This window comes from Bacillus cereus group sp. MYBK227-1, assembly GCF_051916325.1.
GTDB classification, from domain to species: domain Bacteria; phylum Bacillota; class Bacilli; order Bacillales; family Bacillaceae_G; genus Bacillus_A; species Bacillus_A cereus.
The window spans coordinates 155788-181534 of record NZ_JBQAGK010000004.1; the positions used below are offsets into that span (position 1 = coordinate 155788).

Here is a 25747-nt window from a genome sequence, read left to right on the forward strand (position 1 = left end):
ATTCTATAGGAGTGAGGTTCAAAGCAGGAAAATAAATTTCGGTATTATGTGTAATGAATTCTTATTTTTCATGAACAGATAAACCACTTTGTAGGATAGCTGTAATATTGAACTACTCACCACTTAACGTCCTAACGGACTGTTTGAAGTGGGAGATTCCTGCGAACACCGATGTATCCACCAGTTATCTTAGGAGGCTCTACCCGCAGTCCCTACGGTGAGAACATAAGTATCTTGTACGCTGACTCACCACACTACCTACTTTAGCTTGGTTTTCGCAATTTTGAGAAGCGTGGGGCGATAGAACGTTGAAGATTTTACGGCTGCAACGTTTTTCTGCAACCAACCTCATATCTTCAGTTTTCGAAGAGCAATCTGTACAAGTAAATGATAGCAAATATGTTGGCTTATGCCAACCGACACTCATCTCCCACCTAAAATTGGTGTTTCACACCTTCACATTTTTGAGGAAGGAGTCTTCTGTCGGAAAACGATAAAACTACTATTTTATGGGGGCATTTCCGAATGATCTATTACCATCAATTTAATATTTTTTAAGTTTCCCAAAAACTGAAGTGATTACTAAAGTCTTTATAAGGAAATAGAAAGCTTTTTAATTCTTGATTAATATCTTCTAGATTCCCATATATATTATCTGCGGCTAAATTAATTTCCTCATTAAAATTATATAGCTGTTCATCCACATAACTGAATTCCTCACAGCAATTATTATGTATCAAATTAGATATAAATGGTTTTATTTTCAATACATTTTCTTCATTTAGGATAAATTTATCCCATAACAGTCCAAGTATTATTTTTACGGGTAATTTTTTATCATACGTTCCTTTTACGTTTTTTAATTTAGGTACGATGTCAACCAACTTATCATTACTAGATAGAGAAACTTCTATAATTTCAATAGAAGGGCTATCTAATGCTTCAATTGTCTGATCAGCCCAATCAATTATTTCAGTTTTTGAAAATAAACCAATTTGTAACCCTATACTCAGAACCTCAGCTTTTATTTTTATGTTAGCCATATATATGACTCCTTAGATTTTTTGATAATTATACATCGCAGTAACTTGAATTTCAAAAGGTTGTTGCTAGTATGCAGTAACTACAGGGATTGTTAAACTTAGGATCCTTCCGCGTTGTTACCAGGCTAAAAGATAAAATCTCTCCTAAAACAAAAAAAGATGAACACAATAATAAAAAAAGTTCATTCCTATTTCTTTTTTAGTTTCTATTCCTTAGTAAAAGAACTTAGTAGATGAAAAGGTTAGATTGCACAATTAATTGGGAGATAAGTACAAGTAACTTTGAATCTCTTGAACAAATAGTTCTAATTTATTATATATAGAAACAGATATAATAAATTCACCCTTTCCTATGATTCTACAGAAAGAATTACCTATTTTTATATTTGTAGGATAGTTTTAGATACAAAAACACAGAATTTAGTAACTTATAAATGACTTAATGTAAAATATATATTGCATTTATGTTATTAATAATTTAATATATAAAATATAAGATTTATGGTGTGAAGTTATCTTTACAAGTGAGGTGTATTTAATGTCTTTAAGTAAAGTGAAGATTGCAAGAGTTGGTCGATATTGTAAACGTTATTTGACAAACCATTAGTCTTATTGAAAGTAATAATTAGAACCCTTCTTTAAAACTTTGCATTCATACAGCTAAAACACTAGATAAAAGTTTAGATAAATTATTTTGGGAGGAATTTTAAAATGGAAAAACTAAAAAAATGGTTTTCACTCAGTACACACCCAGATGAAAGAATTCAACAAATCGAAATGAAAATTTGGGCTCAATCTGGAATTATTGTCCTATTTATAGCTTTTGTTGATTTTATAATAAGAGGAGCATATCTACACCGTCCATTTTTAGAATGGGCTGCTTCATTAGCCATTATAATTTGTTATATGATATTCGTTTTTATTAAATCTATTCTAACTGGTGTCTATGAAACGGATATTAATAATAAAGAACAATTAAAAGAAAAATTAAAAGAAAAAATGAGTAATACCTTTATTTTATGTTTTGTCGCAATAGGTGCTACCACATACAAATATAACTTACCTGAAGATTTCGTTGGATGGTTATCAGTAATAGCAAGATTTATTATACTTTTCGCTTTCCTATTTGGTATTCAATATCTTATTACAGTATTAGCATGGAAGAAATCAAATAAAATTTAATAAGTATAGACAAAAAAGCTTATCTTTTAGCACTTAATGATAAGCTTTTTATTATTTTTTCATCTTTTTTCGTTTTGGTGTACAATGAATTTCTTAGCTTGATAGCGATGGGATAGAACCACATCGCCATCAAGCGGAAATTTTATAGTACCCGAGAACAAAATTTCGTGCTAACTTGTAACAAAAAAAACATGTAAAATTGCTCATAGATAACTATCGTATATTAATTACATAAACTAGTGTGTGATATAATAATATAAAGATATTACATTTAAAGGGGGATTCAAATTGGTTAAAAACTTACCTTTACTAATAGTGATTTTACTACTTGGTATAAGTTCTTCTACGTTAAGTACGAATGGATACTTTTCTCCAGTTATAGAATGGTCTTTAATGATTATAAGTATTATTTTAAACATTACTGCAGTGATAGGTTTATCACTACACGTTCTTGTATACCAACCTATGAAAAGATTTGAAAGAAATTTAAAAGAAACATGTAAATAAAATAATTATATTTGAGGTAACACCCCATCGTTATCGAGCTGAAAAATGTATCCATAAAAAGAAAAAATACGCTATTCTTTCTGTAGAATCATAGGAAAGGATGGCGTATTTTATTTTAGGATGTATTTTGTTCTGTTAGCTTGATGGTGATGTGGGGGAGAGGCACATAGAGTATGAGTTAGTAAAAATTTAAAGTAAAGTAAGAAAGCAATTACTAGGAAGTGGATTTGAAGCTGGGCATGAAAGGTTAGCTTTTTGCTTATCTGGATTTTATCAGGAGAAGACAAGAAAAAGGCAAAAGCAGATTTAAAAGAAGTTGTTAATGGTACTCATGGGAAAATATTGGTAGGATTTTTCGGAGGTGCGGCAGTTACAGGAATATTTGTAGTCATTTGGCTTTTATCAGAGTAAACCTTTCAGATATTTTAGCTTATATAACGTATAGTGCAGTTATTTGTTAATTAAGAAGAAAAGCATTAGAGAAAACAAGATATTAAATAATATATAAGGATCTCGCCATTTCTGTTGGATGGTGAGTTTTTTAATGTAAAAAGGCCTACTGTATTTCTATAAAAGTATGTATCTGAGTTGGTAGTTTTCGCAAATCACTTTGACTCATTAATTATTATCATTATAAAATAATATAAGGATATATTTTACTAGCAGTTATATGTTTAGGTATATCCCTTTTGTAATTATAAGGAAGAAATTCAAGTTAAGACTGAAACAATAAGTTAGGAAAACTAAACTGACGCAGCAGACAATGCAAAAACACATGAAGGTCTGTCTATTGTTGAAGAAAAGAATTACTAAAAGAAAAAGGGGATAAGTTTAAAATGAATATTAATAAATCATTTAAGGGTATCGCAATAGCAGGATTAAGTGTTAGTTTCATGCTAGTAGGTTGTACATTAAATACATATGGACTTACACAGTCAGAGTATAGAAAAGTAGATAAGTATTATGATGCAGATAAAATGGTATCTGACCTAAAGAAATTGCACTATAGTGATGAACACATTGAAAACCAACTAAGAAACGCATTGTCTAGAATTGAGTATGAAAAGGGAAGTAAGGAAGACGAATCAAGTAGTAAAGAAAGTAAATCAAATGTATCAGACACAGAAGGTGAAAAGAAGGTAAAGGTATCTGAAGAAGATTACCCTTATCGTTTGACTGAACTACACTTAGAATTCCAGTATCATTTAAAAAAACTAGAAAAGAAAACTGATGAATTATTTACAGAAGAGGGTGTCTACATAGGTGAGATAGATTCCTTAATTAGTCACATTAGTTTGGACATAAACCGTTTTGAAAAAATCAAACCACCTAAAAAGTATGAAGACTACCAATTTTTAATACAAGAAGGGGTAGAAGAGATTAGAAAACACCTAATAAAAGTAGAAGATGCAGTTAGACAGTATGATGCCCGTAAGTATGATGGTGAATATGATAAGGATAAAGCAAAAGAAAGCATACAAAACGGTATGTTTGGGATAGATGATGGTGTTTCTAAATGGGGGACAGTATTTAATGGGATAAACGAGAAATACCCTGATGTAGAGAAAAAGGTAAAGGAAGAGAACCAGAAACATGCCAAAGAGGGTCATCGTGAGGAAGATTTAAATGACAAAGTTAGTGGTTCAGAAGTTGATAAATACAAAGCAGCCATCGTAGAAAATACAAATAAGATGGATGAAGTTATGAGACTGATACAAGATATAGGGCATTCGGATATAAAGGATTATGAGTCAAAGAAAAGTGAAATCCAATTGAGTTTGGATATGGCCAAAATACACGTAAGAGACATCAAATACCTTGAGGCACCTAAAGGGTTAGAAGTTGAACAAAAAAAGATAAAACAGGCAATGGATAATTACTGGAATGCTCTGCAATTACTCTCAGAGGCATTAGAAGAACAAAATGATAATAAATTGGAACAGGCAGAAAACAAAGCAGAACAGGCAATGAAACTATTTAAAAAAGCAACTGAGAGTATTAAAAGTAAAACCAACTAATCATGAAAAGGGGCATATGGCGGTAGCCCTATTGCAATTTTACAAATAAAGGAGATAAGATCGGAGAGTAGGATCTTATCTTTTTACAAAGAGAAATATATTGCAAGATATCTTATTATTCAATTTCTTGTTTCCTCTAATGCTTTTCTTCTTGGTTAAACATCTATTGCGTCATAAGCAAATATGTACACTTGATTAGCCAATAGCTGCCTTATACGTTATATCAGTTAGGGTACATGTGGATATAACATATTATTTGTATAATTTATTTTTAAAATGGATATATTAAAAAAATATACCTAATAATTCCTTGGCATACGAAATTCTTGTTATGTTGGCAGGACCCCATGCCCATCAAGCTAACATTTTGAAGTGCCCCCAAAACGAAAATTTCATCTTTTCATAGGTGTCCATGAGGATTTAATTCATTTTTTTCGTTTTGGGGAACATTTAATTTCTTAAGTTGATGGCAATGGGATCCAGCCCACGTTTTAACGAAAATATACGCTAAGCGAATCCCAACATAAAGCGAGCCGAATTTTCTACTCTTAAGAAAAATTTTAGTTCGTTTTATGGTTTCATGACAAGTTGTTTACTGAACAATAAAAATGCTTTTGATTGTTTTATTAAACGAATTAAACCGCAAAAAACAAGAAGAATTCCCCCCTTTTTACTAGTACACTAAATACTATAAAAGGGGGGGAGATCATGAACAATAAAGCCATTGGATTATTTCAAGGAATTGCGTTATACATTTCAGCTATTCTAGGATCAGGTGTCCTTTTTTTATCGGGGGTAACGGCCTCAATAGCGGGCCCTGCATCTATTGTATCCTGGTTTATCGTTATTATAATTAGTTTTCCGCTTGCTTATTCCTTTGCTAGTTTGGCACGGATATATCCTGATTCCGGTGGAGCAGCAACCTTTGTTAGAAATTCATTTGGATATCATCTTGGCAATATCGCTGGGTGGTTTTACTTTGTAACAGCAGCAGTTGGTCAAACGATTGTATCTTTAACTGGTGCTTTTTACGTCAGTCAGGCATTTGGGTTTTCGCATTTTGAAACAATTGTAATTGCCGTCTTTATTTTGGTAATTGCAGGTGTTTCCAATTATTACGGCGTAAATGTTAGTGGTAAAGTTGCATTGATTTTAAGTTCTATATTACTAATTCTTTTAGCGTCAGCTATATTTGTGGCGTTTCCAAGAATACAATGGGGAAATTTTAATCCCTTTGTTCCAAATGGATGGTTTTCTGTCGGGAACGCTATAACGGTTATCTTTTGGTCATTTTTCGGTTGGGAGGCGATTTGTAATCTGGCTGAGCACTTTAAAAGGCCAGAAAAAGATATTGTCAAAGGAGCAGTTATTAGTGCAGTTGTCATTGGATTATTATTTTTAGCGCTAAGCCTTGTCACTATTGGAACGGCCACGTATGGCAGTCAAGAAAGCAACCTGTCTCCTATTGGTGTTATAATGGGAGATACAGTAGGTGGAGGTGCCAAAGTCGTTACAGCTGTTTTAGCTTTAATTATTTGTACAGGGACAGCGAATGCTTTTGTAGCCAGCCTAACGCAATTAGGATATTCATTAAGCAGAGGTGGTGCTTTTCCAAAATTTCTCTCAAGGTTGCATGCAACTACTCAAATTCCAAGACAGATGGTATTGTTTGTTATCTGTTTTTCGGTAGCAGGTGTATTAGTGACAGAAGCTTTGTCACTAACGTTTGATGATATTTTGTTTATACCGACTTCTCTTGGGATTCTAGTTTATGTTCTTTCAATGGCAGCAGGCGTTAAATTATTTAGGAAGAACACACCGGCATGGTGGGCATCGTTAATCTCTTTCATTTTATGTTTGCTGGTGATTCCATTTTTTCAATTATATATATTTGTCCCGTTAATTGTCGTGGCTATATATGCGATTTATATGATTTTGAGTAATAAGATTTTCGCCTACAAGGGGGGATTAAAATCTAATGAAGGATCAAAATAACCTTTCCAGAGATACCATGTGGAAAGCAACAGTATCATGTGATTCAGCGTATGACGGGATATTCTTTTACGCAGTCAAGACAACTGGAATTTTTTGCCGGCCTTCTTGCAAGTCTAAGGTTCCTAATTATGAAAATGTATCCTTTTTTTCAAATGCGCACGAAGCTCAAAGGGCAGGCTATCGCCCATGCAAAAGATGCCGATCAGATCTAAATATAAAAATATACGACCCGTTCGAATGCGTTTTGGAAGATACTATGCGATTGATAAAAAATAATTATGTTCAAAACATGTCTTTAAATGAAATTGCATCAAGGGTAGGAGTTAGTCGTTTTCATTTAAATCGGATTTTCAAAGAAAGAACAGGGTATACTCCTCGAATATATTTAGAAAGGATCAGAGTTAAGAAAGCAAAGGAACTTCTCTTGACAACGGTCTTTAATAGTACAGAGATTGGTTATCAAACAGGCTATCAAAGTGTATCTAGCTTTTATAATGCATTTAAAAGAAATACAGGATTTTCACCGAGTCAATTCCGTGCTTTCCATAGTGGAAATACCGTAAACCAAGAACTTGACTGAATTCACGTTCTTTAACAAAAGATAGCATGAATTAACAAGAGTGTTTTGTACTCATCGTATTTTTCGATAAATCATTATTGATTGATTAAAAGTAAACAACTTTGTATTGAACAATAATAAGCCATTTTTTCTCTGTTATAGAATTGTAAGCTTTTTAATTCAATCCTCAACAATCAGGCAAGATTATTGAACAAGTTTTATGAACTTTAGTGGTAGCACCATTAGTGAAATACTTTATAACAACTAATTAAGGAAGGATAGAATATGAGAAATAACTTTCAAATCGTTGCGTTGCAAGAGAAGGAGTTTAATAACCTATTTCTAATGAATGAAGAAGTATTAAAAAGTATCGGAGCAGTCAAAATAATAGCAAATAAAAACCCTGGATATCCTTGCAGGATAAGTTTGAAGGATGCAGAGGTAGGAGAAGAGGTAATTTTACTGAATTACCAATATCATAGTGTTAATTCGCCTTATAAAGCAAGTGGTCCTATATTTATACGAAAGGGAGCAACTACTGCTAAGCTAGATGTAAATGAAATTCCGCATATGTTACATCATAGGTATCTATCTGTACGCGGCTACAATGCTGACTCAATGATTGTAGAAGCAAGGGTTACAGAAGGTGTAAATTTAAGAGAAAATATAGATGAAATTTTTGATAATAAAGAAGTAGAATATATTCACATTCTTAACGCTAAACCAGGATGCTATAACTGCCTTGTTAATAGAGTGTGAAAAAATTAAAAATGCAAACTTCTATTATCCTATAAGGGGTACCACCAATCGCTATCAAGATAATTCAACAAAACCCTCCCTAAAATGAAAAAAAATATGCTATTCTTTTTGTAGAATCATAGGAAAGGATGGCGCTTTTGAATGTCTATTTCTGTATCTGATGAATTACAACTATTTGCTCAAGAGATTCAAAGTTTTTTATCTCCAAATATCTTACGGGATCTTGCTAGAGATGTTGGTTTCGTAAAACGAACCAGTAAATACCAAGCAAAAGATTTAGTCGCTTTATGTATATGGATAAGTCAAAATATCGCTACAACCTCTTTAGCGCAGCTATCTAGCTGTTTAGAAGCATCCACAGAAGGACTGTATCAAAGGTTTAATAAATCAGCCGTTCAGTTTTTACAACATATATTGACTAACCTTCTAAATAAAAAATTAACTTCATCTATACCACTTTCTTCTCCATACACCTCTATTTTCAAGCGTATTCGCATTTTAGATTCCACTGCATTTCAGCTTTCAGATATATTTTCAACCATTTACCCTGGGGCTGGAGGATGTAGCTATACTGCTGGGATGAAAATTTAACTTGAATATGATCTATTAAGCGGCCTAATTCAAAAAATGAAACCCGATAGGGTTTATTTCGCATGCAAACCTTTAAATTCTCTAAGTCTGGCTTTTAGAAAAAAGAAATAATCACTACTATACTTGACATTGTATAATCTTAGCTTGATAGTAATGTGATCACGCCCTTTTTTAGAGTCAAACTATCAGTATATCCAAGATTAGGAGATTACTTGCAAGAGTCTTGGAAGTATTGCAACCGTGCTGTGTTATAATTCTAAAGTACTAACATTTCATGAAGGACTTATAGATGTCGGGTTGTCATATAAAATGTAAAATCAATCCGTTATTTTGAGTTTCAGGCTACCATTATTCAAACTATCATTCACACTAAAAGAAGTACAAGGAGGAAGGTATATCTATTAAAATATTGAGGTATACCAAATTAGAAATGAATATTAAATTTAATAAAAAAGTAGTAGCATTCACGGCAGGATTAACGGTATTATCTTCACCATTGGTATCGTTTGCAGAGGAACAACAATTAGTAAACAATAAGCAATCTACAAACGTTCAGGAACAAAGTAAAACAACATCAGATGAACAGGCTTTAAAAAGTATTGAAGCTAGTTTTAAAGAAGTAGACGGACGTGGTGGAGGCACTGTCGACAATAAGAAAGTAGATAGTCTTCAACGTTCAGAAGGTATTCATGAAGAAACAGGTACACTAACTGTTCCTAACAATTCAAACAGAACAAAACGTAGTTTGTCTCCCATATCATCTAGCACCTCTAGTACAATAAATGGTGTTCCATTCACTGAATGGATTGTACCAGCAGGTAACGATAATATTCGTCCTCAAAACTATATGAGTCCAAAGTACATTACAATTCATGAGACTGATAATACAAGTGTAGGAGCAGGTGCTAGAAACCACGCCCAATACCTTTATAACCAAGCAGTAGGCAACACAGACCGAGCTGCATCGTGGCATTTTACAGTAGACGATAAAGAGATTTATCAACACCTACCATTAAACGAGAACGGATGGCATGCAGGAGACGGTGATGGTCCAGGTAATAGAGAATCCATTGCAATCGAAATCGCAGTTAACAGTGACGGAAACTACAGTAAAGCGGTAGATAACGCTAAGAAACTTGTAGCTTATTTAATGAAAGAAACTGGTGTACCGTTAAATAACATTGTAAAACACCAAAAATGGAGCGGTAAAATCTGCCCTGCTAACATGATTAATAATGGGCAATGGGATGTATTCGTAAATAGCGTTGAGGGGTATTATAATGATCTTTATCAACCAAAAGATGACATTACAGGAGGTTGGTATGAAGAAGCTATTCGAGAGTTAAATAGAAGGGGGATTATGATAGGGGAAGGAAACGGGATTTTCGCACCCAATAGAGCGATAACAAGAGCCGAATTTGCTCAATTAATCTCTAACTCTCTAAACCTGCCAGCTGGAGATGCTTCATTTAAAGACCTAAACGATGCAAATTCAACTTTACGGGATGGTATTAAACGTACTGCAAGTGCAGGTATCATTCAAGGTAGAGGAGATGGTTATTTTGACCCAAACACACCTATTACAAGAGAAGAATCAGCAATTATTGTAAACAAGGCTTTACAGTATAAAGGTATATGGGGACCAGTTGTAAACCTACCATTCTCAGATAAAGACCAAATTATATATAAAGAAGACGTACAAAGACTGTATGGCCTAGGTATTGTAAGAGGTAAGGGTGACAATCAATACGACCCTAAAGGAACAACAACTCGTGGTGAAACAGCAACATTCATTCTAAATATGCTACAAGTAATTGAAAATGGTAGTGTAGAAAAGGTAATTGGAACGGCTCAAATTAATGGTATTGGGGTAAATGTTCGAAGCGGATCAGGTACAAACTATTCTATTGTTAGAAAGACAAGTAAAGGCGAAAAAGTTACAGTATATGAAGAAAAGAATGGTTGGCTAAGAATTGGAACAGGTCAGTGGATTTATTATGATTCTAGTTATATCGACTATAGCAGATTATAAAAGACTAAATAGTTAAAAGAACAAGTCATATTTGAATATATAACTTACTCTCAGGTTGTGAAGAAGACTTTCTCCACAACCTGTTTTTGTGTCTGCCCCTCTTTACCTACTAATATTGATAAAAAGAGGAAAAGGAGAGATTCATTATGATGGGGGCATCGAAAAATCACCGTGATCAGCGTGTATACAATTTAATTTACCTTATGTTTTTACGTATGACTTAAGCAGATTCTTTTGAGAATAGCATTCCAAACCTATTCTCTTCCATTTCAATTTCTAATGCCAAATGAATAAAAGAAACATTGCTCTAATTAGGGCAATGTTTCTTTTATTAGATAAGCAGTATTTAATCAACTACTTTTTCAATTGTTGGCATTATAGCGATTGGTGGTAAAGAGTAAGTCCAAGCAGCAGCGTATACGTTTAATTTTTCACCTAATTTGTAGTTTTCACCATTGGATACAGGTACTCTTAAAATTTTATTTTGGGAAACTAGCTCCCACCAATTATTCTGATAATAAAGTGCTTCTTCTTTCGTAAAAGTATCAGCAACAATTAAGTAATTATCGTCTGCTGAAATAACATAGCCCGTGAAAGGTATTTGTATTCGTACCTGTTCCTCCTTAATTGGAGAAGTATTATTGGCAGTATCCGCAGAAGCAGGTGTTAAGCCAAAAGTAAATCCGCACCCTAATGTTAATGTTGTAACTACTGTTAATAATTTTTGTTTTTTTGAAAACATAATAGAAAGCCTCCTTAAATTTTATTATCACACCAACACCTTTCTATTCATTTAGATATAAAGCCTTTCTTCATTCAAATATTTAACAATTTTGTCATAAATAAAACAAAAATGTATGTGATATGTATTTTTTTAGAGTGATTTATGATATAATTCACTAGGTAAAGTATTTTAGTGGTTCATCTCTATATAGTTTTTTACCCTACTTACTCTGTAAAATATTATTGGTGAAGAGAGAATGTTTTCTCTCTTCTTTTTTTATTTGACATTAATAATATCGTTAATAAAGGATGTTTAATATTTTTCAGGCTATTTTGTTGTCGGTAATAAGTTTTGGTACTTATATTGAACTAGATAAAATAATAGCAAAAGATAACAAAAAAGGAGTTTATCTCCTCGTATTATTCCTCTTTATAATCGGATTTGTTATAAACTTCTACTACACATTCTTAAAAAGTACATCACAATAGGCGATACTTCAAAAAAAGAATCCTGGTCTGTAGAGGATTCTTTTTTTGCCCTCATTCTCTTTTCCTCCTTAACAAACCAGATTAGCTAGCCAAAACAGGATATGCGAAGGGTAGGAGGCAAAGCTGGGGCGTGGAAAGCCTTTTGACTATGTGTAATTGTTTCACTGCCTCTTTTAATTCTTTTCCTGCTTTAAAAGCAGGTGGCTTTGAAGCCGCAATTTGCATTTCTTTCCCTGTTTGTGGGACAGATCTTTCACGTACTTCAAATGTACCAAAGCCAAAAATCTGTACTTTCTATCCATTTGCTAACGCATTTGTTATTGTATCTAATAACGCTTGTGTTGCTGCAGTAGCATCTTTTTGTATAAGTTCAGCTTTTTCTACTACTACTTTTGTTAATCCTGTTTTATTCATTTTTTGCACCTCTTCATATGTAATTAGGTGACTATTATTACGTTTGTGTACATGCAATTCATACTGTACATAGAAAAAGCCATAGCAAGAGCAAGAGGACAATGTCTGTGTAAAAGGCATAAGAAGGATATTAATTATCGCTTTAAACTCTGTTCATATTTCTTTACATCTTCCAGAGTTTTAAATGTTAACACATCAAAAACTCCTTTTTCATTCCCACATACAACAACAAAACCATCTGTTGCTTCCAGAACTCTACCGACGCCACCATCTGTAAGTGAAATATTGGTGAGATGTTTTACGTTAAGTTTTTCTTCTTTTTGAATGTAAGTAGTTATGGGTGTTCCTACAGGAAATGCGTCTGTGATCTCTTTTGTTGTATATGTGCCATCATCTATTGATTGAGTTTTAGCTGTAATAGAATCAGTTTGAGTGGCACATCCTGTTGAACATATTAAAATAATGCCAGTAATCATACTTACACATGCTGTTTTTACCATTCACAAAATCCTCCTATAACGGTTCGTATTGTCAACCCATTTAGGGTAACAAATTATATATACGAAGTTTGTTGGTTTATGTGAGGCGTAAATCAACAAAGATACAAGAATTTTGCCAGAATGTGTTTCAAACAAAAGAAAAAACACCCAAAGGTGCCTTACTGGGACTGGAACCATCGTAATATGGTATTGGGTGCCAACCCGAGTATTATTTTGCCACATTAAGTAATTTTAGTTGTTGAGAAATATAATTCAAATCTATATTTTGTTTATTTTGCTTCATTAGCTTTTTTGTAGTGGATTCTTCAATCTGTTCAGGTGTACTGTTAATTTCATCGGTAATTGCTATCTTGCTATCCGGGTGCACACAATAACGGTATTTGTTGCACCAGAACCAAAAAAGTAATTAAATGTAAAAAAATAAAAGTCGAAACGTATATTATTATTATATTGAGAATTATAAATTAAAGGTGGCATCTGGAAGGGAATGGTTATAAATGAAAGCAATAAAGGGGAAGTTATCTTTTAGCATTGATATTATAGGTTGTATCCTTTGCATTATAATGCTTATTATAAGTCTTGTTAATTTTAGAACATGGGTGCATCCTTGTTTATTTCTTGTCTGTGGACTAATTTTCCTTATTAATATAGTAAATAACCTTAAGGGAAAAAGGCGTAATTTAAATTAAAATAAATTTCTATTCATATAGCTCAAAAGAATCACTATTCTTTTTGTAGAAATATACAGGAAGGATGACTTGATCAATTAGAATTTGATAGAATTTTTCACATAAGAATCCCTCACTTTTAAACAAAGTGAAATTGGGGAGCTTATTAATGAATCAGAAAAAGATATTCAAATTGAACTTAGAATATCTAGAAGAATTCTTAGAGTTACTAGACAAAGAACGTATTTTAATAGTGAATGACTAAAGTTAACAAACTAAAATTATGTAAATGAGCTGTCCATATGGACGGCTCATTTTTTTGCTTAGCATGTGTTTTCTCCGAAATGCTGAAGGTACCACATCATTATCAAGTTAAGAAAGGCAAATATCCTCAAAATGAAAAACTAAGCCGTTCTTTATTGAAAATCCACGGGATTTTTAACCCGGAGGTGTTATAAAATATGGTTTAACGGAAATCTACGATTATGCTTGTCCTTCTTTATATACTTGCATCAAGACTCTAGAATCTAAATTTTATGATTGTTTTCATGTTCTCGTATAACTGATAAATGAGTATTTCCTAAAACTTGAATTCCAATTGTCAATATGAGCATGAGTAACATGATACAGGCAAATAGCCAGAAAGTAATTTGGACAGGGTACTTATCCATACTTTGTCCTATAATGATTGGGATCAACGAGCCACCTAGGCCGTTTGTAGCTAATAATATACTAGTTGTCTTTTCTGTTTGACCAGGAAAATATAGGTTTGTGATAATTAAGGCAATCGCAAACATTGCTGCCATAAATAAACCCAGAAAGAAGCATAGAAAGAAACCTAACCAAACATTACCGCTAATGGCTAGCAAAATAAGTACAACTAAGCCGCCAATATTAATTGAAAGTAAAAACTTGTTATAGGTAAGCTTTTCAGAGATAAAGCCTGTTAACGCACGCCCTATTACCATTGCCGTCCAGTAAACAGTTACCGTCAGTGTCGCAAGAGAATTAGGGACTTCCCACTCTTCCATGAAAAGTGAAGGTAAAAAATGAACAATAGATACTTCGCTCCCACCATAGCAGAAGAAGTATATTGCAGAAAATGTAATGATTAAAAACGTCTTTTTAGTATAAGAACCAGTTGTTTTATTAACAGGTGTATTGACATTTGTATTCTTTATAAGAAATTCATCTACTTCACCAAAAGACAATACCTTCCATCCAACCATAACTAAAAATGAGCTCAACCCCAATATCAAAAATGCATATTCCCAAATCCCCTTACTTATAAGTATGCTAGAGAAAAGTGGCATAAATAGTGCGCCTAATCCAAATGCGACTTCTAGTTTACCCATTGCTGAGGCTTGTTTTTCTTGAAATGTAACTAAGATGATTGTGCCAATACAAGATTCCGCTAATCCAGCCCCGAATCCTGCTAACCCGACTAATGGAAAAAGAAAATACCAATTTGGTAGAAAAAATGAAAAAAGTTCAACACTAATCATAATTAAACCCAGGAGAACAACATTTTTACGCCCTAGTTTTCTAACTAGAAAAGGCATGCTAAGTACACCAAATAAAAACCCAACAAATTGACCAAAGATGAGTAAACCACCATTACTATAATTTTGGTTATAGTGAAGTAGAATCTCAGGTAGCATTGCACCAATGATGACTAAGGTAAAAGCGATTAACATGTACGAAAAGAAGCTTATCCAAAGTAAACGTTTTAACAACTATTTCTCCCCCTTATAAGTAATTTATTGTTTAAATCAATTGCATATACTAAACATTTAATATCTAGATATTACCAATATTGTTATATAGAAAAAATTTAAATTTTAAAATTAAATTTTTAGATGGTAATAATTTTTAATTATACTACCTTTTATTTTGTTTTTTCTAAAAATTCATTATTTTTTACTTTCTCAACATAATTTACTTTAAATTAACTTGTAGTATGGATATTTCACATTATATTATGAGACTGTTATTTAATAACAATTTTCAAATTGTGGTGCATAAGTAAATACAGTCATAATCCATTATTTGTTAGGTGGGGCCCCTAACAAACAAATTTTAACATTACTAAAATAATAGGAGTGTTGTAAAAATGAATGGTAAAGTTAAAAGTTTAACAAATCCTGACAGTCTGTATTACAAAGTAGACGATGTTGTTATGGAGAGAGGGGAAGGTATCTACCTTTACGATCAGAATGGAAATAAATATTTTGACTGCGCATCAGCTACATTCAATTTGAATTTAGGGTACAGTAATAAAGAAGTGATCGACGTAGTAAAAAGTCAAATGGATAATCTTATTCATGTTACTTCATCCTATCAAACAGACCCCGTAAACAAATTAGCAGAGAAACTTGTTGAAATTGCTCCTAGCAATCTCACAAGAGCACACCCAAAAGTTAGCAGTGGTTCAGCAGCAAATGAAGGTGCTATTAAAATGGCACAATACAATACTGGGAAACGTGATGTTATTTCTTTGTTCCGCAGCCATTTGGGACAAACATATATGATGTCAGCTCTTTCAGGAAATGCTTTTCGAAGAGAACCATTCCCACCTCAATTTTCCTTTGGATTGCAAGTTCCAGACCCTTATTGCATGCGTTGTTTTTATAATCAAAAATCTGATTCTTGTGGAATGCTATGTGTGGAGAGAATTAATGATTTTATTGAATATGCAAGTACAGGGAATGTTGCAGCTATTATGGTTGAGCCGATCTCAGGAAATGGAGGAAATATTGTTCCACCAAAAGGATATTTCAAAGCGTTGAAAAAATTATGTGAAGAACACGATATTGCATTAATTTTTGATGAGATACAAACTGGATTTGGTAGAACAGGTAAGATGTTTGCTGCTGATTACTTTGATGTACAACCTAATATGATGACAGTAGCTAAAGGGTTAGGTGGAACTGGATTCCAAGTTGCAGCTATTCTTACCGAAGAGAAGTATGTAGGAATGCCTGGTCATCATCATTCTTTTACTTATGGATCCAATGTAATGGCGTCTGCTGCAGCATGTACCACAATTGATATATTACAAAGACCTGGATTTTTGGACAACGTGACTGTCGTTGGAAATTATATAATGGAACGTTTAGAAAAAATGAAAGAAAGATTTAAGTTTATTGGAGATGTAAGGGGTGTAGGTTTAATGATTGGGGTTGAAATAGTAAAAGATAATAATGAACCCGATGTTGAGCTTACAAATCATATTGCAAAACGTGCTATGGATCATGGCATAATTATCAGAACGTCTAGATATGGCTACGGAAATGTTTTTAAAATTCGTCCACCTCTTACTATTACTCTAAGTGAAGCAGAAGAATTGTGTTATAAATTAACTCATCTATTGGAGGAGATCAAATGAGAACCTATATTATTGAGTTAGGAAAATACGTATATGATAAGGTGAAAAGTCAAAAGGGAACTTTGAAAAACCGTTTGGTAAATGGATATTCCCCAGGTGGAGACGCGCAGTTTAATATTGATGCTGCAGCAGAAAATGCGGTTCTAGATTATATAGCAGATAAGAAAGAACCAGTTGCATTCTATACTGAGGATGGTGGACTTAAGATTTTTGGAGAAAATCCACAATATATTTTAATTGTAGATCCAATTGATGGTACACGTCCTGCAGCTGCAGGACTTGAAATGTCTTGTATTTCTATTGCTTTAGCAAAATACAAGGACAACTCTAAAATTAAAGATATTGAATATGCGTTTTTAATGGAACTGAAAACAGGTAACTACATGTATAGTGATATTTTTTCAAATTCCATTGAATTTGAAGGCTATAATAGCCAATTACCAAACTTAAGTCAGGGTAAAGATATTAAGAATATGTTTTGGAGTTTTGAGTTTAACGGTCATCCTACTAACTTAATGATTGATGCTTATGGACATCTAATTGATGAGTCAGCAAATAATGGTGGTGTATTTATATTTAATAGTGCATCTTATTCTATTTCACGAATTATTACAGGTCAAATGGATGCATATGTAGATATCGGGAATAGACTTCTTAAAGATTATCCAGATTTGTTAACAGATTTTCAAAGGGTAGGAAATGGTCAAGTCTTACACCTCTTTCCATATGATATAGCTGCTAGTGTATTTCTAGCGAAAAAAGCAGGAGTGATTATTACTGACGCATATGGTAATTCTTTAGATGAAACTCTTTTAACAGATCTCAGTTATACTAACCAGCAGTCATGTATAGCAGCTTCTACCAAAGAATTACACCAAAATTTATTGGAGAAAATTAATTGGAAACGGAGCGTGAAAAAGTATGAAGGCATTGGTATGGACTGAAAATAAAGCATTAGAATATAAAGAAGTGGAAGAGCCTCAAATACAAAAAAATAATGATGTGAAAATCAAGATTTATGGTACTGGGATTTGCGGGACCGATTTAAATGTATTAAAAGGAAAGATGTATGCCGCTCCAAATATGGTTATGGGACATGAATCGGTTGGAGTCGTAGTCGAGGTAGGAGAAGAGGTTAGAAATGTAACTGTGGGAGACCGTGTTGTAATTGATCCTACTCAGTTTTGTGGGAAATGTTATTACTGCAGAAAAGGTTTAACATGTTATTGCGAAGAGTTTGATGAATGGCAGCTAGGAATTGGTTCTCATGGGACTTTTGGAGAGTATTACGTTGGAGAAGATAGATTTATTTATAAATTACCTGACTCAATGGAATGGGAGAGAGCAACATTAATTGAACCTCTTTCATGTGTTCTTAGCGTTATAGAAAAAGCTAATATAAAACCAGATGACTCCGTTCTAGTTTTAGGGTCTGGGCCAATTGGACTATTAGTTCAGATGATTGCTAGAAAGCTTTCTAGAATTACAGTTGCCACAGAAATTGGTCCCTTTAGAACAGAAGCTGCACGAAAAATAACTAAATATGTATATCATCCGCAAAAACTTACTTTAGAAGAAATCTACCGGATTAATCAAGGAAGAAAGTTCGATGTGATTTTTGATGCCATAGGTAATCAACTAGACTGGGCATATCCGTTAATTGAAAAAGGCGGAAGACTTATTCCAATGGGATTTGATGATACCTATGAGTTTACGGTTAAACCGTTTGATTTACTATCAAAAGGTATTACAATTATTGGAACTGGAGAAGCGCATCATATGATGGAAAAGGCTCTATCCTGTGCTATAGACCTCCCAGAATTATCGAATTTAATTACGGAAAAGGTAGCACTTGAAAATTTTGATACAGCTATTGGTAACTTAATGGGATTTGATCCAACTACTAATGAAAGAAAAGAGATTAATTCCATTAAAACAATTTTAGTCTCCGAACCTACTAGTATCTAAGAAAGGTTCTGGTGCAAGTTTTTTTAAAGAACAGATATAATCCCATTGAATAGTTGGCTATGTATGAAATTGTTAAATGTAGCTGTAATTCGTGTTGAATCGAAAAATTCATAAAAACGTTATTCTTTCTAGTATCTTTTTAGAAAGAATAACGTTTTTTACACTTCTTTTATTCAAAAGTTCTAAAACATCAATTCAGGAATGTGCAAATGGTTTTTTAATAAGTTCCAAGTCTCATCTAGAATCGGTTTTGGTGGTATGTAAATAATTGTTCCATCCCGACCTCTTGTTAAAATAACTCTATACGCATTGAGCTTAATTTGGAACGGATCTTCAACACCCCATTGATAGTGCTGTCCCTTCCAAGTCCCATTCTGTAGATATAGATCATCATCCCAATGAACAAGCGTCATATCTAGTTCAAGTCCCTGTGTTTGGAATTCAGTTGAGCTATAGTTAAGCGTCCTACAATAGTACTGGGATTCGGGATAGTTAAAGTATTGAGCGATCTTACTAGGGCGTTCATATCGTTCATCCCTTGGTAGAACAGGGACTTCTTTTTGACGATCAGCGCCACCAGCACAGACAACACCAACTGTTTTTGTATCATCCTGATAAAGCTGATGTAAAGTATGTTTAGCTTTGGCTAAATCACGTGTAATAAAAAGTTGATAATGTTCTTTTGGTAGCTTATGAATAAGCTCTTTTGTTTGTTCAAAATTAGCATCTAATAAGGTATTAATAATTTCATAGTATTTTAAAGCTGCATGAGCACGGAAAGATGAGTTTAAATGTAGCTGAGAATGTGTTCTATAATGTGCTGCATTTGTGAATATAGAATTAGGATGTTTAGAGTGAACAGTCACGTTTTTTCCAGCGATCGCAGTATTCCATAGTGCGAGACCACCTTCTTCACCAGAATAGATTTCTTGTCCTTCACCAATTAAGCCAATTGTTACACTCCAAGGCTTATTATTTGTTGTGACATTCATTATAATATCCGGTTCGCTTAATTTTTGAGCTTCTCGATTTCTTCGAGTGAGTGATTGGTCGACTTTTTTTGCATCCCATGCTCGTTGGGCCTCATCAAAAATGATTATTTGTTCTTTTGGAGTCATTCTCTTTTCGAGAAAATCCATTTTATAGCCATATAGACCTTGTACGAAGGTTCTATTTTTCAGCGTGTCTTGTAATACGTCTACTAATGGTCCGTTACCAGATAAATAAACTGCATTTTTCATCTCGTGTGCAATGGTCAAACCTAAATATGTTTTACCTGCTCCTGGTTCGCCAGATACTAAAATGAGATGGTGGGTATTTGTATTTCGGGCTTCTTCAATGATTGAGCGTACAGTTTGCTGTACTTCTGGAAAATTACTGCTTGATACAGCTTTAATGTCAGGGAGCGGTTCATTATTTAAAATGGAACGAGCAGCTTCTAGCATAGAAGGTGAGGGTTCATAGACCCCATTAATTATTTCATCTCGTGTCAAAGTAGGTACTTTTGTTTTACTTAATAATCGTTTGATAATAATTTCCAATCCATCAACTGTTGAAAGGGTTACTTGATAATCTTTTTGGAAAATCCAGCGTTCACCTACATAGTTTGTGAGCAGTAAAACACCTATAACTTGGATGTTAGATTGTTGAATAGCTGAGTGATAATGTTCAAGATCACGCATATAAAGGGATGTTTGGATATATTCAGAAGGCGAAACGTTATTATAACTTTTACATTCAAGGACTATCAAATAACCATTAATTAATAAAAGTACATCTGGACGCCGACCACCTCCACGTAAAATCTCGTATTCAAAAATAAGTGATGCATCTAAATTAGAAAATCGATTAAATAAATCTTGTAGTTTATTATAACTATCAATCCATGCTCTCTTTTGAGAATCTATTTTTGGATCATTTACATTGGTTTTATAAACATGATTAAGCAATTGTGTAACAAAAAAATGTACATCTAATTGCTTAAATTGTTCAATAGTTCCAGCCCAGCCGTAGTTCAAGATAAAGGCCTCCTCAAAATATAATGTTATATATGTATATCTTTATTATACGTAATAATATAGCAAGTTTGGAATAAAAAAGAGTTAATTTGTGTTTTTTCTGGAAAATTGTACTGTTTTCAGTCCTTTTTATTTCCAAGTTAATGTGATATATTCATAACATATAGAGCGAAATATATCACATGGGGGTTTTTATGAAAAATAAGTTGTCTTATTTAGGATTTCTCGGTTTTCTGGGTTTTTTAGGTCCCTTTACATTTTTAGGTAATATTTCATGGGCATATTATTTTTTCGGTTTCTTTTTCTTCTTTGCATATGCAAAAGTAGTACCAGATGAGCTTTTTATACTACATGTTCGTATCGCCGCTACGAGGGCTTTTTTCGTAGCAATAGTACTAGGTAGTCTATTGCTATTAAGTGTTTTTATTTTTGAAAGTTTACATATAATTCGGTTCTTCGTTATAATTTCAGTGTCCATACCTTTAGGAACATTCATAATCAATTTAGAAATATTTGAGCGTAGAGAAAAGAAAGGGATGCAAGATGCCAATTAAGACTCGAATGAAAGAATATAGAGTAAAACTAAATATGTCTCAAGAAGATTTAGCCAAGGAAGTCGGTGTTAGAAGAGAAACAATTGGTAATCTCGAAAATGGAAAATATAACCCTTCCTTCAAACTTACTTATGATATTGCGAAGGTTTTAAAAGCTCCTCTTGAAGTTTTGTTTTGGTTTGAAGAATAGTTCATGTATGAGTAAATGAATATGATAGATATGCTCATGAATTTTGAACAATCTTTTTTATAAAAACTAAATATAGATTTCTATAAAAAGACTCCATTTTGATTAAACTTTTTTCAAAGAGGAGTCTTTTTATTTACCATTGAAACTGCAACTTTTAAATCATCCTTGATATTATAGGAGAGGGGAGATGAAGTGAGCTAAGCTAATGTTGTTTTATTAAATTTGTTTTATTTTAAAATTAGTTTGAACGAAGGGGATAATTTGCTAAATTCACTATGTTGTTCATTTCCTTCTTGATTCATCCCTGCTTGATAAGATGAAAATCCTTTATATGTTTTTCTTTTCCATTGCCATAAGCCATTACTTTGATCGAATTCTCCATAGTAATGATTGTAATCAAGTTTGTTCCCAGTGTTTTTATTAAAATTATTGCAAATAAAAATACGGCTATTACTTGCATAGATTTGGTTATTGGTAATTACATTGTTTCGGATATCATAATTTAATTCGATTTGGCCACTTTCTTGATCTTTTGTGTCATTTTTATAAATAATATTATTTGTAATCGTGTTATTCTCGGCATATCCTTGCTGACTGTCATACCCACCAATTGCAATGCCACTCATGATATTATTTGATATTGTATTGTCCCTAACGGTAATTTGGCTTGCGCTTTTTCCTGCATGTTCGCTTGCTACTTCAATACCAAGGTCGTTATCATAGCTCTGATTTTGCTCAATGATAATTTCTTTCCCGCCATCCACGTAAATGCCATCGGCTGAATATTCATTATAACTAGTATTATTGATGGATGAATTGTGATGGACAATGTTATTACGAACAATTCCATTCCGTGCTTGATCTAAAGCAGCTACTGGAGATACTCCTTCATGTCCAATCAGAACAATTCCAATGTTGTTGTTATCATGTACCTTGTTATTGGTAACTTCAAAGGAATCTACATTCCCATTCACAGCAATAGCCTCACTCAATCCTAATTTCAAATTTGCTACTTCGTTATTATCAATCACAATATGATTTAAATTATTTTGTGCACTAGATGAAGTACCATAGACAGCAATACCATGTGCATTTCCATTCTTTACATTCGCTTCGATGTGGTGGATATAATTATTTCTAATATCAATGTAACTTCCTGTTCCGGTGATATAAATACCAATAGGGGTTTCGTTAACTTTTGTTGATTTTAAATTACGAAATTCTAATCCTTTTACTTGAATATAATTCTTGTTTTCTATTGTAAATAATCCATCATCTTCTAACTTGACCTTAGAACCATCGAGAATGACTTTCTCATCCTGGTAATTTTGAAAAGTAATGGGTGCTCCTGAGGCACCAGAATGAGTGACACGAACTTTTTGGTTATAAACTCCGCCTCTTATGTAGATTGTACTACCTTCTTTAGCAACATTAGCAGCTTTTTGAATGGTAGCAAAAGGTTGATCTAATGTACCGGGATTGAGGTCGTTTCCGGTTGGAGATACATAGTAATTTGTAACAGGATTTGCATTGTTATTGGATTGTGCAAAGGTAGAGGCAGGGAGTGTGAAAATTAACATACTGAAAGAAAGTATAAAGATAAAAAGCGATTTTTTAATGAGGGAAACATTGTTTGATATTTCATTATGATCCTCCTTCTTTTTATAAGCATTCCTTCTCAACTATATAGTTAAAACTGACGATTTATATCTTGTATTAATAAAAAAAGACCCAGTAATGTATTCTGGATTAAGAAACACCAACTCCTATGGTCTACGTCTTCTATCTGAAACTAAATTTTTAATAATTCATGGTTTTTCGTATAAAATCAAATCATATATATGTGTACTTGAAGAAATACGGATATTAAAATCGGTAGACGAGGGAATGGGGGATACTGATACTAATTTTAAGGGAAGTTATTCAATATATATTTTCTATTCAATTAAATCTTCCCTGTGTATCATATTAACTGTTGTACTAATTGGATTGGTAAGATTAACAGATAATTATTTAAAGTGGGGGTAGTTAAATAAATCTGAAATTAACATTGTTTAATATAAGTATTCGAAAAAGTTTATCAAGTTTTAATATTCACAAAATCATTTATATAAACAAGTATGATGTGGTAACATTTAACAAAAGGGGGTAGCGTATATGAATGTTGAAATTATTTCTAAAGAAGAAATCACAAAACTATTAAACGACTGGTATCAAGCTATAATTTCACAACGTGTATTACAGTCTAATAAAATAAAAGAAGAGATCGCAGATAAAATCAATAATATTAAGGAAGACCAAACAATATTAGTCTACTATGCTTTATTGAATGCACGGTATAATCTGCTAATTCGTGATATGGATAGTTCAAAAGATATTTTGGATAAAATTGAGCCATTACAAGAGCCTACAGAAACATTTTTAGAGTACTATCATCATTTATTTAAAGCAATTTATGCTACTAATACAGCAAACCATAGTGAAGCAAGAATGCAATTTGAAGAAGCTGAAAAGTATTTAGAGTACATGCATGATGAAATAGAAAAAGCTGAATTTAATTATTGGCTTGCAGTTCATTACTATCACATATTGAAACCAATCCTAGCAATTCAATTTGCTACGAAGGCAAATGAAGTATTTTCAATTAGTCCAGGGTATGAATTAAAAACTGCTGCTTGTTTGAATACTTTAGGGATGGCACACACTCGCTTAAGTGATTTCGAAAGTGCAGAAGAATATTTACTTTCAGCATTGGGTACTTTCCAAAAATCTCATGACGAAAGTCTTACTAAACGTGTAAAGCACAATTTAGGACTTTTATATGCAAGTCAAAACATGTCAGAGTTAGCAATTAAGCATTTAGAGGAATCACTAGAAAACAACGCTAAAACGATGTTTCTTTTAGCAAGAGAACATTTTAAGTTAGGTCACAATCATAATGCTAATGAATATATTGAGAATGGCTATAAGATTAGTGACTTATGTTATCGTCATCATTTTCAAATTTTAAAAGCATTACATAACTATGCACCACAAGAAGAATTAGAAAAGGTGGTCATGGAAGGTATTTCGTATTTTGAAAGAGAAGAATTATATGATTGGGTAAAAGAATATGCTTATCTTTTAGGTAATATATTCTATGGTTCAGAAAATCACGAAAAAGCCAGCAAGTATTTACACATCGCTTTAGATGCAGACAAAAAGAGTATAGAAAGAAGGGCGCTAAAATGAAAAAAGCAATCTTATTAATGATGATGTTATCCGCTGTTTTTACTTTTGGTCTTACTAATGTAAAAGACGTATCACAAAATGAAACTATTGAAGTGTTTATGGATCATGGAGAGCATATTTAATTATCTAAAAAAAGAGGGAGCTGCGAGCACCCTCTTTTTTAATTATGAACATATTAATTTAGAAATAACATAAGTAGCAGTAGGAATGAAAAATATAAGGGATAATGTTCCATAGTATCAAATACAGTCTGATTTGCATTCTTAAATACCAAACCATACATTCTTTTTTACACTCAATGCTTTTAAGGGTGGAGTTGCGGCTAGAACGATTGAACCGCTTCTATTTACATCACCGACTACTGCTAACTTTGTATGCATAGGGTCTAATCCCATTTTGATGCAACTTACTGAATCGTAAAAACTTCATAGAACTACACATAAGATGATTCTATTCGTTAGGATTGAATAGTCATACACTGTGATTGCCCCCTTCATAATAGAGCGTATGTTCTTTTATGAAGGGGGATTTTAAATATAATGTAAAAATAATCCTTTAAATGGAAAAAATTTTTCTTTTATATTATAATTACTAAATGTTGTTAATTATGATTTTGAAATGAGTGAAAATAATGGTAATGTATCCAATCAGTATTACATTGTTAATATTTATAGAAGTATGTACCTGCTTTGGCATACTGGCCTTGTTCGAAATCTTTTCTGCTAAAGCATTACAGCATTCATAGATATACTCATATAAATCTTCTCGTTCAAAGTATTCAATTCCTACAAGAACCGTAGCTTCTAATTTCTCAGCGGGTTGATGCCATTTCTAAAATACTCCCCTTGCGTTGAATTGAGAGTCGTTACAAACTATGTTTAGTAAGAACATTGAACTATCTATTTTTTTAATTATAAT

At 32.8% G+C, this 25747-nt stretch carries 20 protein-coding genes and 5 pseudogenes; 17 read left to right on the forward strand and 8 right to left on the reverse strand.

The annotated features are described in order from the left end of the window. Nucleotides 1-554 precede the first annotated feature (554 nt). Nucleotides 555-1043 carry a hypothetical protein gene (locus ACTFRM_RS19830; protein ID WP_400154780.1) on the reverse strand — a complete coding sequence of 163 codons (489 nt, stop codon included), beginning with the start codon at nt 1041-1043 and terminating at the stop codon, nt 555-557. A gap of 538 nt (nt 1044-1581) precedes the next feature. Between ACTFRM_RS19830 and ACTFRM_RS19835 the strand changes: the two are divergent. The 10 genes and pseudogenes from ACTFRM_RS19835 to ACTFRM_RS19880 all read left to right on the forward strand — a co-directional run bounded on the left by ACTFRM_RS19835 (nt 1582) and on the right by ACTFRM_RS19880 (nt 10686). After that, nucleotides 1582-1753, forward strand: a pseudogene (locus tag ACTFRM_RS19835) (helix-turn-helix transcriptional regulator). A gap of 1 nt (nt 1754) precedes the next feature. Further along, on the forward strand, nt 1755-2225 hold the full coding sequence (locus ACTFRM_RS19840; RefSeq protein WP_149215846.1) for a DUF6773 family protein: 471 nt from the start codon (nt 1755-1757) through the stop codon (nt 2223-2225). A gap of 288 nt (nt 2226-2513) precedes the next feature. Beyond that, nucleotides 2514-2732 (forward strand): hypothetical protein, encoded by a 219-nt coding sequence (locus ACTFRM_RS19845; RefSeq protein ID WP_000240400.1) that lies wholly within the window; start codon nt 2514-2516, stop codon nt 2730-2732. A 255-nt stretch (nt 2733-2987) separates the two neighbouring features. After that, nucleotides 2988-3143, forward strand: coding sequence for a hypothetical protein (locus ACTFRM_RS19850; RefSeq protein ID WP_002183093.1), 156 nt, complete (start codon nt 2988-2990; stop codon nt 3141-3143). 425 nt (nt 3144-3568) lie between these two features. Further along, nucleotides 3569-4750 (forward strand): DUF7018 domain-containing (lipo)protein, encoded by a 1182-nt coding sequence (locus ACTFRM_RS19855; RefSeq protein WP_173600852.1) that lies wholly within the window; start codon nt 3569-3571, stop codon nt 4748-4750. Nucleotides 4751-5458: 708 nt separating this feature from the next. Beyond that, entirely contained in the window at nt 5459-6745 is a 1287-nt protein-coding gene (locus ACTFRM_RS19860) for an APC family permease (RefSeq protein ID WP_173600853.1), read from the forward strand. Beyond that, nucleotides 6729-7325 (forward strand): bifunctional transcriptional activator/DNA repair enzyme AdaA, encoded by a 597-nt coding sequence (locus tag ACTFRM_RS19865; protein WP_000654819.1) that lies wholly within the window; start codon nt 6729-6731, stop codon nt 7323-7325. The genes ACTFRM_RS19860 and ACTFRM_RS19865 overlap by 17 nt, the downstream gene beginning before the upstream one ends. Before the next feature lie 264 nt (nt 7326-7589). After that, a complete protein-coding gene (locus ACTFRM_RS19870) occupies nt 7590-8063 on the forward strand; it encodes a DUF1203 domain-containing protein (RefSeq protein ID WP_001245414.1) in 474 nt (157 codons plus the stop codon). A 141-nt stretch (nt 8064-8204) separates the two neighbouring features. Next, nucleotides 8205-8651, forward strand: a pseudogene (locus tag ACTFRM_RS19875) (IS4 family transposase); the annotation flags it as partial. A 433-nt stretch (nt 8652-9084) separates the two neighbouring features. Next, the gene (locus tag ACTFRM_RS19880) at nt 9085-10686 is read left to right on the forward strand and encodes an S-layer homology domain-containing protein (protein WP_002183092.1); all 1602 of its coding nucleotides are present in this window, start codon (nt 9085-9087) and stop codon (nt 10684-10686) included. 346 nt (nt 10687-11032) lie between these two features. Here the strand turns inward: ACTFRM_RS19880 and ACTFRM_RS19885 are convergent, their stop codons facing one another. The 4 genes and pseudogenes from ACTFRM_RS19885 to ACTFRM_RS19900 form a co-directional block, all read right to left on the reverse strand. Further along, nucleotides 11033-11428, reverse strand: coding sequence for a DUF3221 domain-containing protein (locus tag ACTFRM_RS19885; protein WP_000491768.1), 396 nt, complete (start codon nt 11426-11428; stop codon nt 11033-11035). A 629-nt stretch (nt 11429-12057) separates the two neighbouring features. After that, nucleotides 12058-12312, reverse strand: a pseudogene (locus ACTFRM_RS19890) (HU family DNA-binding protein); the annotation flags it as partial. Nucleotides 12313-12446: 134 nt separating this feature from the next. Then, nucleotides 12447-12812: a hypothetical protein gene (locus tag ACTFRM_RS19895; protein ID WP_440043508.1), complete on the reverse strand. Its 366-nt coding sequence runs from the start codon at nt 12810-12812 to the stop codon at nt 12447-12449. A 1195-nt stretch (nt 12813-14007) separates the two neighbouring features. Next, the gene (locus ACTFRM_RS19900; RefSeq protein WP_000919810.1) at nt 14008-15216 is read right to left on the reverse strand and encodes an MFS transporter; all 1209 of its coding nucleotides are present in this window, start codon (nt 15214-15216) and stop codon (nt 14008-14010) included. A 377-nt stretch (nt 15217-15593) separates the two neighbouring features. Between ACTFRM_RS19900 and ACTFRM_RS19905 the strand changes: the two genes are divergently transcribed. The 3 genes from ACTFRM_RS19905 to ACTFRM_RS19915 are packed head-to-tail and all read left to right on the forward strand — an operon-like array spanning nt 15594 to nt 18836. Then, the gene (locus tag ACTFRM_RS19905) at nt 15594-16868 is read left to right on the forward strand and encodes an aspartate aminotransferase family protein (protein ID WP_016083062.1); all 1275 of its coding nucleotides are present in this window, start codon (nt 15594-15596) and stop codon (nt 16866-16868) included. Beyond that, nucleotides 16865-17812: an inositol monophosphatase family protein gene (locus ACTFRM_RS19910; protein ID WP_173600855.1), complete on the forward strand. Its 948-nt coding sequence runs from the start codon at nt 16865-16867 to the stop codon at nt 17810-17812. The genes ACTFRM_RS19905 and ACTFRM_RS19910 overlap by 4 nt, the downstream gene beginning before the upstream one ends. Beyond that, complete coding sequence (locus ACTFRM_RS19915) at nt 17790-18836, forward strand: zinc-dependent alcohol dehydrogenase (RefSeq protein ID WP_173600856.1); 1047 nt, start codon at nt 17790-17792, stop codon at nt 18834-18836. Before ACTFRM_RS19910 ends, ACTFRM_RS19915 begins: the two co-directional genes overlap by 23 nt. Before the next feature lie 182 nt (nt 18837-19018). Here ACTFRM_RS19915 and ACTFRM_RS19920 read toward each other — a convergent pair whose 3' ends face one another. Further along, nucleotides 19019-20854 carry a DNA/RNA helicase domain-containing protein gene (locus tag ACTFRM_RS19920; RefSeq protein WP_414964754.1) on the reverse strand — a complete coding sequence of 612 codons (1836 nt, stop codon included), beginning with the start codon at nt 20852-20854 and terminating at the stop codon, nt 19019-19021. Nucleotides 20855-21048: 194 nt separating this feature from the next. Between ACTFRM_RS19920 and ACTFRM_RS19925 the strand changes: the two genes are divergently transcribed. Next, a complete protein-coding gene (locus tag ACTFRM_RS19925; protein WP_173600858.1) occupies nt 21049-21408 on the forward strand; it encodes a DUF3796 domain-containing protein in 360 nt (119 codons plus the stop codon). Next, on the forward strand, nt 21398-21598 hold the full coding sequence (locus tag ACTFRM_RS19930) for a helix-turn-helix transcriptional regulator (protein ID WP_001121908.1): 201 nt from the start codon (nt 21398-21400) through the stop codon (nt 21596-21598). The genes ACTFRM_RS19925 and ACTFRM_RS19930 overlap by 11 nt, the downstream gene beginning before the upstream one ends. Nucleotides 21599-21825: 227 nt before the next feature. Here the strand turns inward: ACTFRM_RS19930 and ACTFRM_RS19935 are convergent. Further along, nucleotides 21826-23243: pseudogene (locus ACTFRM_RS19935) on the reverse strand (right-handed parallel beta-helix repeat-containing protein). 512 nt (nt 23244-23755) lie between these two features. Between ACTFRM_RS19935 and ACTFRM_RS19940 the strand changes: the two are divergent. Together ACTFRM_RS19940 and ACTFRM_RS19945 are read left to right on the forward strand one after the other, a co-directional pair. Next, on the forward strand, nt 23756-24829 hold the full coding sequence (locus tag ACTFRM_RS19940) for a Rap family tetratricopeptide repeat protein (protein WP_086389387.1): 1074 nt from the start codon (nt 23756-23758) through the stop codon (nt 24827-24829). Then, a complete protein-coding gene (locus ACTFRM_RS19945; protein WP_000709205.1) occupies nt 24826-24951 on the forward strand; it encodes a hypothetical protein in 126 nt (41 codons plus the stop codon). The genes ACTFRM_RS19940 and ACTFRM_RS19945 overlap by 4 nt, the downstream gene beginning before the upstream one ends. Nucleotides 24952-25113: 162 nt before the next feature. Here the strand turns inward: ACTFRM_RS19945 and ACTFRM_RS19950 are convergent. Continuing rightward, nucleotides 25114-25308 (reverse strand): annotated as a pseudogene (locus tag ACTFRM_RS19950) (DNA repair protein); the annotation flags it as partial. Nucleotides 25309-25747 lie beyond the last annotated feature (439 nt).

Excerpts from the sequence above, each read along its gene's own strand:
- ACTFRM_RS19895 (WP_440043508.1), bottom strand. The coding sequence starts at position 12,812 with ATGGTAAAAACAGCATGTGTAAGTATGATTACTGGCATTATTTTAATA.
- ACTFRM_RS19830 (WP_400154780.1), bottom strand. The coding sequence starts at position 1,043 with ATGGCTAACATAAAAATAAAAGCTGAGGTTCTGAGTATAGGGTTACAA.
- ACTFRM_RS19885 (WP_000491768.1), bottom strand. The coding sequence starts at position 11,428 with ATGTTTTCAAAAAAACAAAAATTATTAACAGTAGTTACAACATTAACA.
- ACTFRM_RS19930 (WP_001121908.1), top strand. The coding sequence starts at position 21,398 with ATGCCAATTAAGACTCGAATGAAAGAATATAGAGTAAAACTAAATATG.
- ACTFRM_RS19910 (WP_173600855.1), top strand. The coding sequence starts at position 16,865 with ATGAGAACCTATATTATTGAGTTAGGAAAATACGTATATGATAAGGTG.
- ACTFRM_RS19860 (WP_173600853.1), top strand. The coding sequence starts at position 5,459 with ATGAACAATAAAGCCATTGGATTATTTCAAGGAATTGCGTTATACATT.
- ACTFRM_RS19870 (WP_001245414.1), top strand. The coding sequence starts at position 7,590 with ATGAGAAATAACTTTCAAATCGTTGCGTTGCAAGAGAAGGAGTTTAAT.
- ACTFRM_RS19945 (WP_000709205.1), top strand. The coding sequence starts at position 24,826 with ATGAAAAAAGCAATCTTATTAATGATGATGTTATCCGCTGTTTTTACT.
- ACTFRM_RS19880 (WP_002183092.1), top strand. The coding sequence starts at position 9,085 with ATGAATATTAAATTTAATAAAAAAGTAGTAGCATTCACGGCAGGATTA.
- ACTFRM_RS19865 (WP_000654819.1), top strand. The coding sequence starts at position 6,729 with ATGAAGGATCAAAATAACCTTTCCAGAGATACCATGTGGAAAGCAACA.
- ACTFRM_RS19840 (WP_149215846.1), top strand. The coding sequence starts at position 1,755 with ATGGAAAAACTAAAAAAATGGTTTTCACTCAGTACACACCCAGATGAA.
- ACTFRM_RS19855 (WP_173600852.1), top strand. The coding sequence starts at position 3,569 with ATGAATATTAATAAATCATTTAAGGGTATCGCAATAGCAGGATTAAGT.
- ACTFRM_RS19940 (WP_086389387.1), top strand. The coding sequence starts at position 23,756 with ATGAATGTTGAAATTATTTCTAAAGAAGAAATCACAAAACTATTAAAC.
- ACTFRM_RS19915 (WP_173600856.1), top strand. The coding sequence starts at position 17,790 with ATGAAGGCATTGGTATGGACTGAAAATAAAGCATTAGAATATAAAGAA.
- ACTFRM_RS19925 (WP_173600858.1), top strand. The coding sequence starts at position 21,049 with ATGAAAAATAAGTTGTCTTATTTAGGATTTCTCGGTTTTCTGGGTTTT.
- ACTFRM_RS19905 (WP_016083062.1), top strand. The coding sequence starts at position 15,594 with ATGAATGGTAAAGTTAAAAGTTTAACAAATCCTGACAGTCTGTATTAC.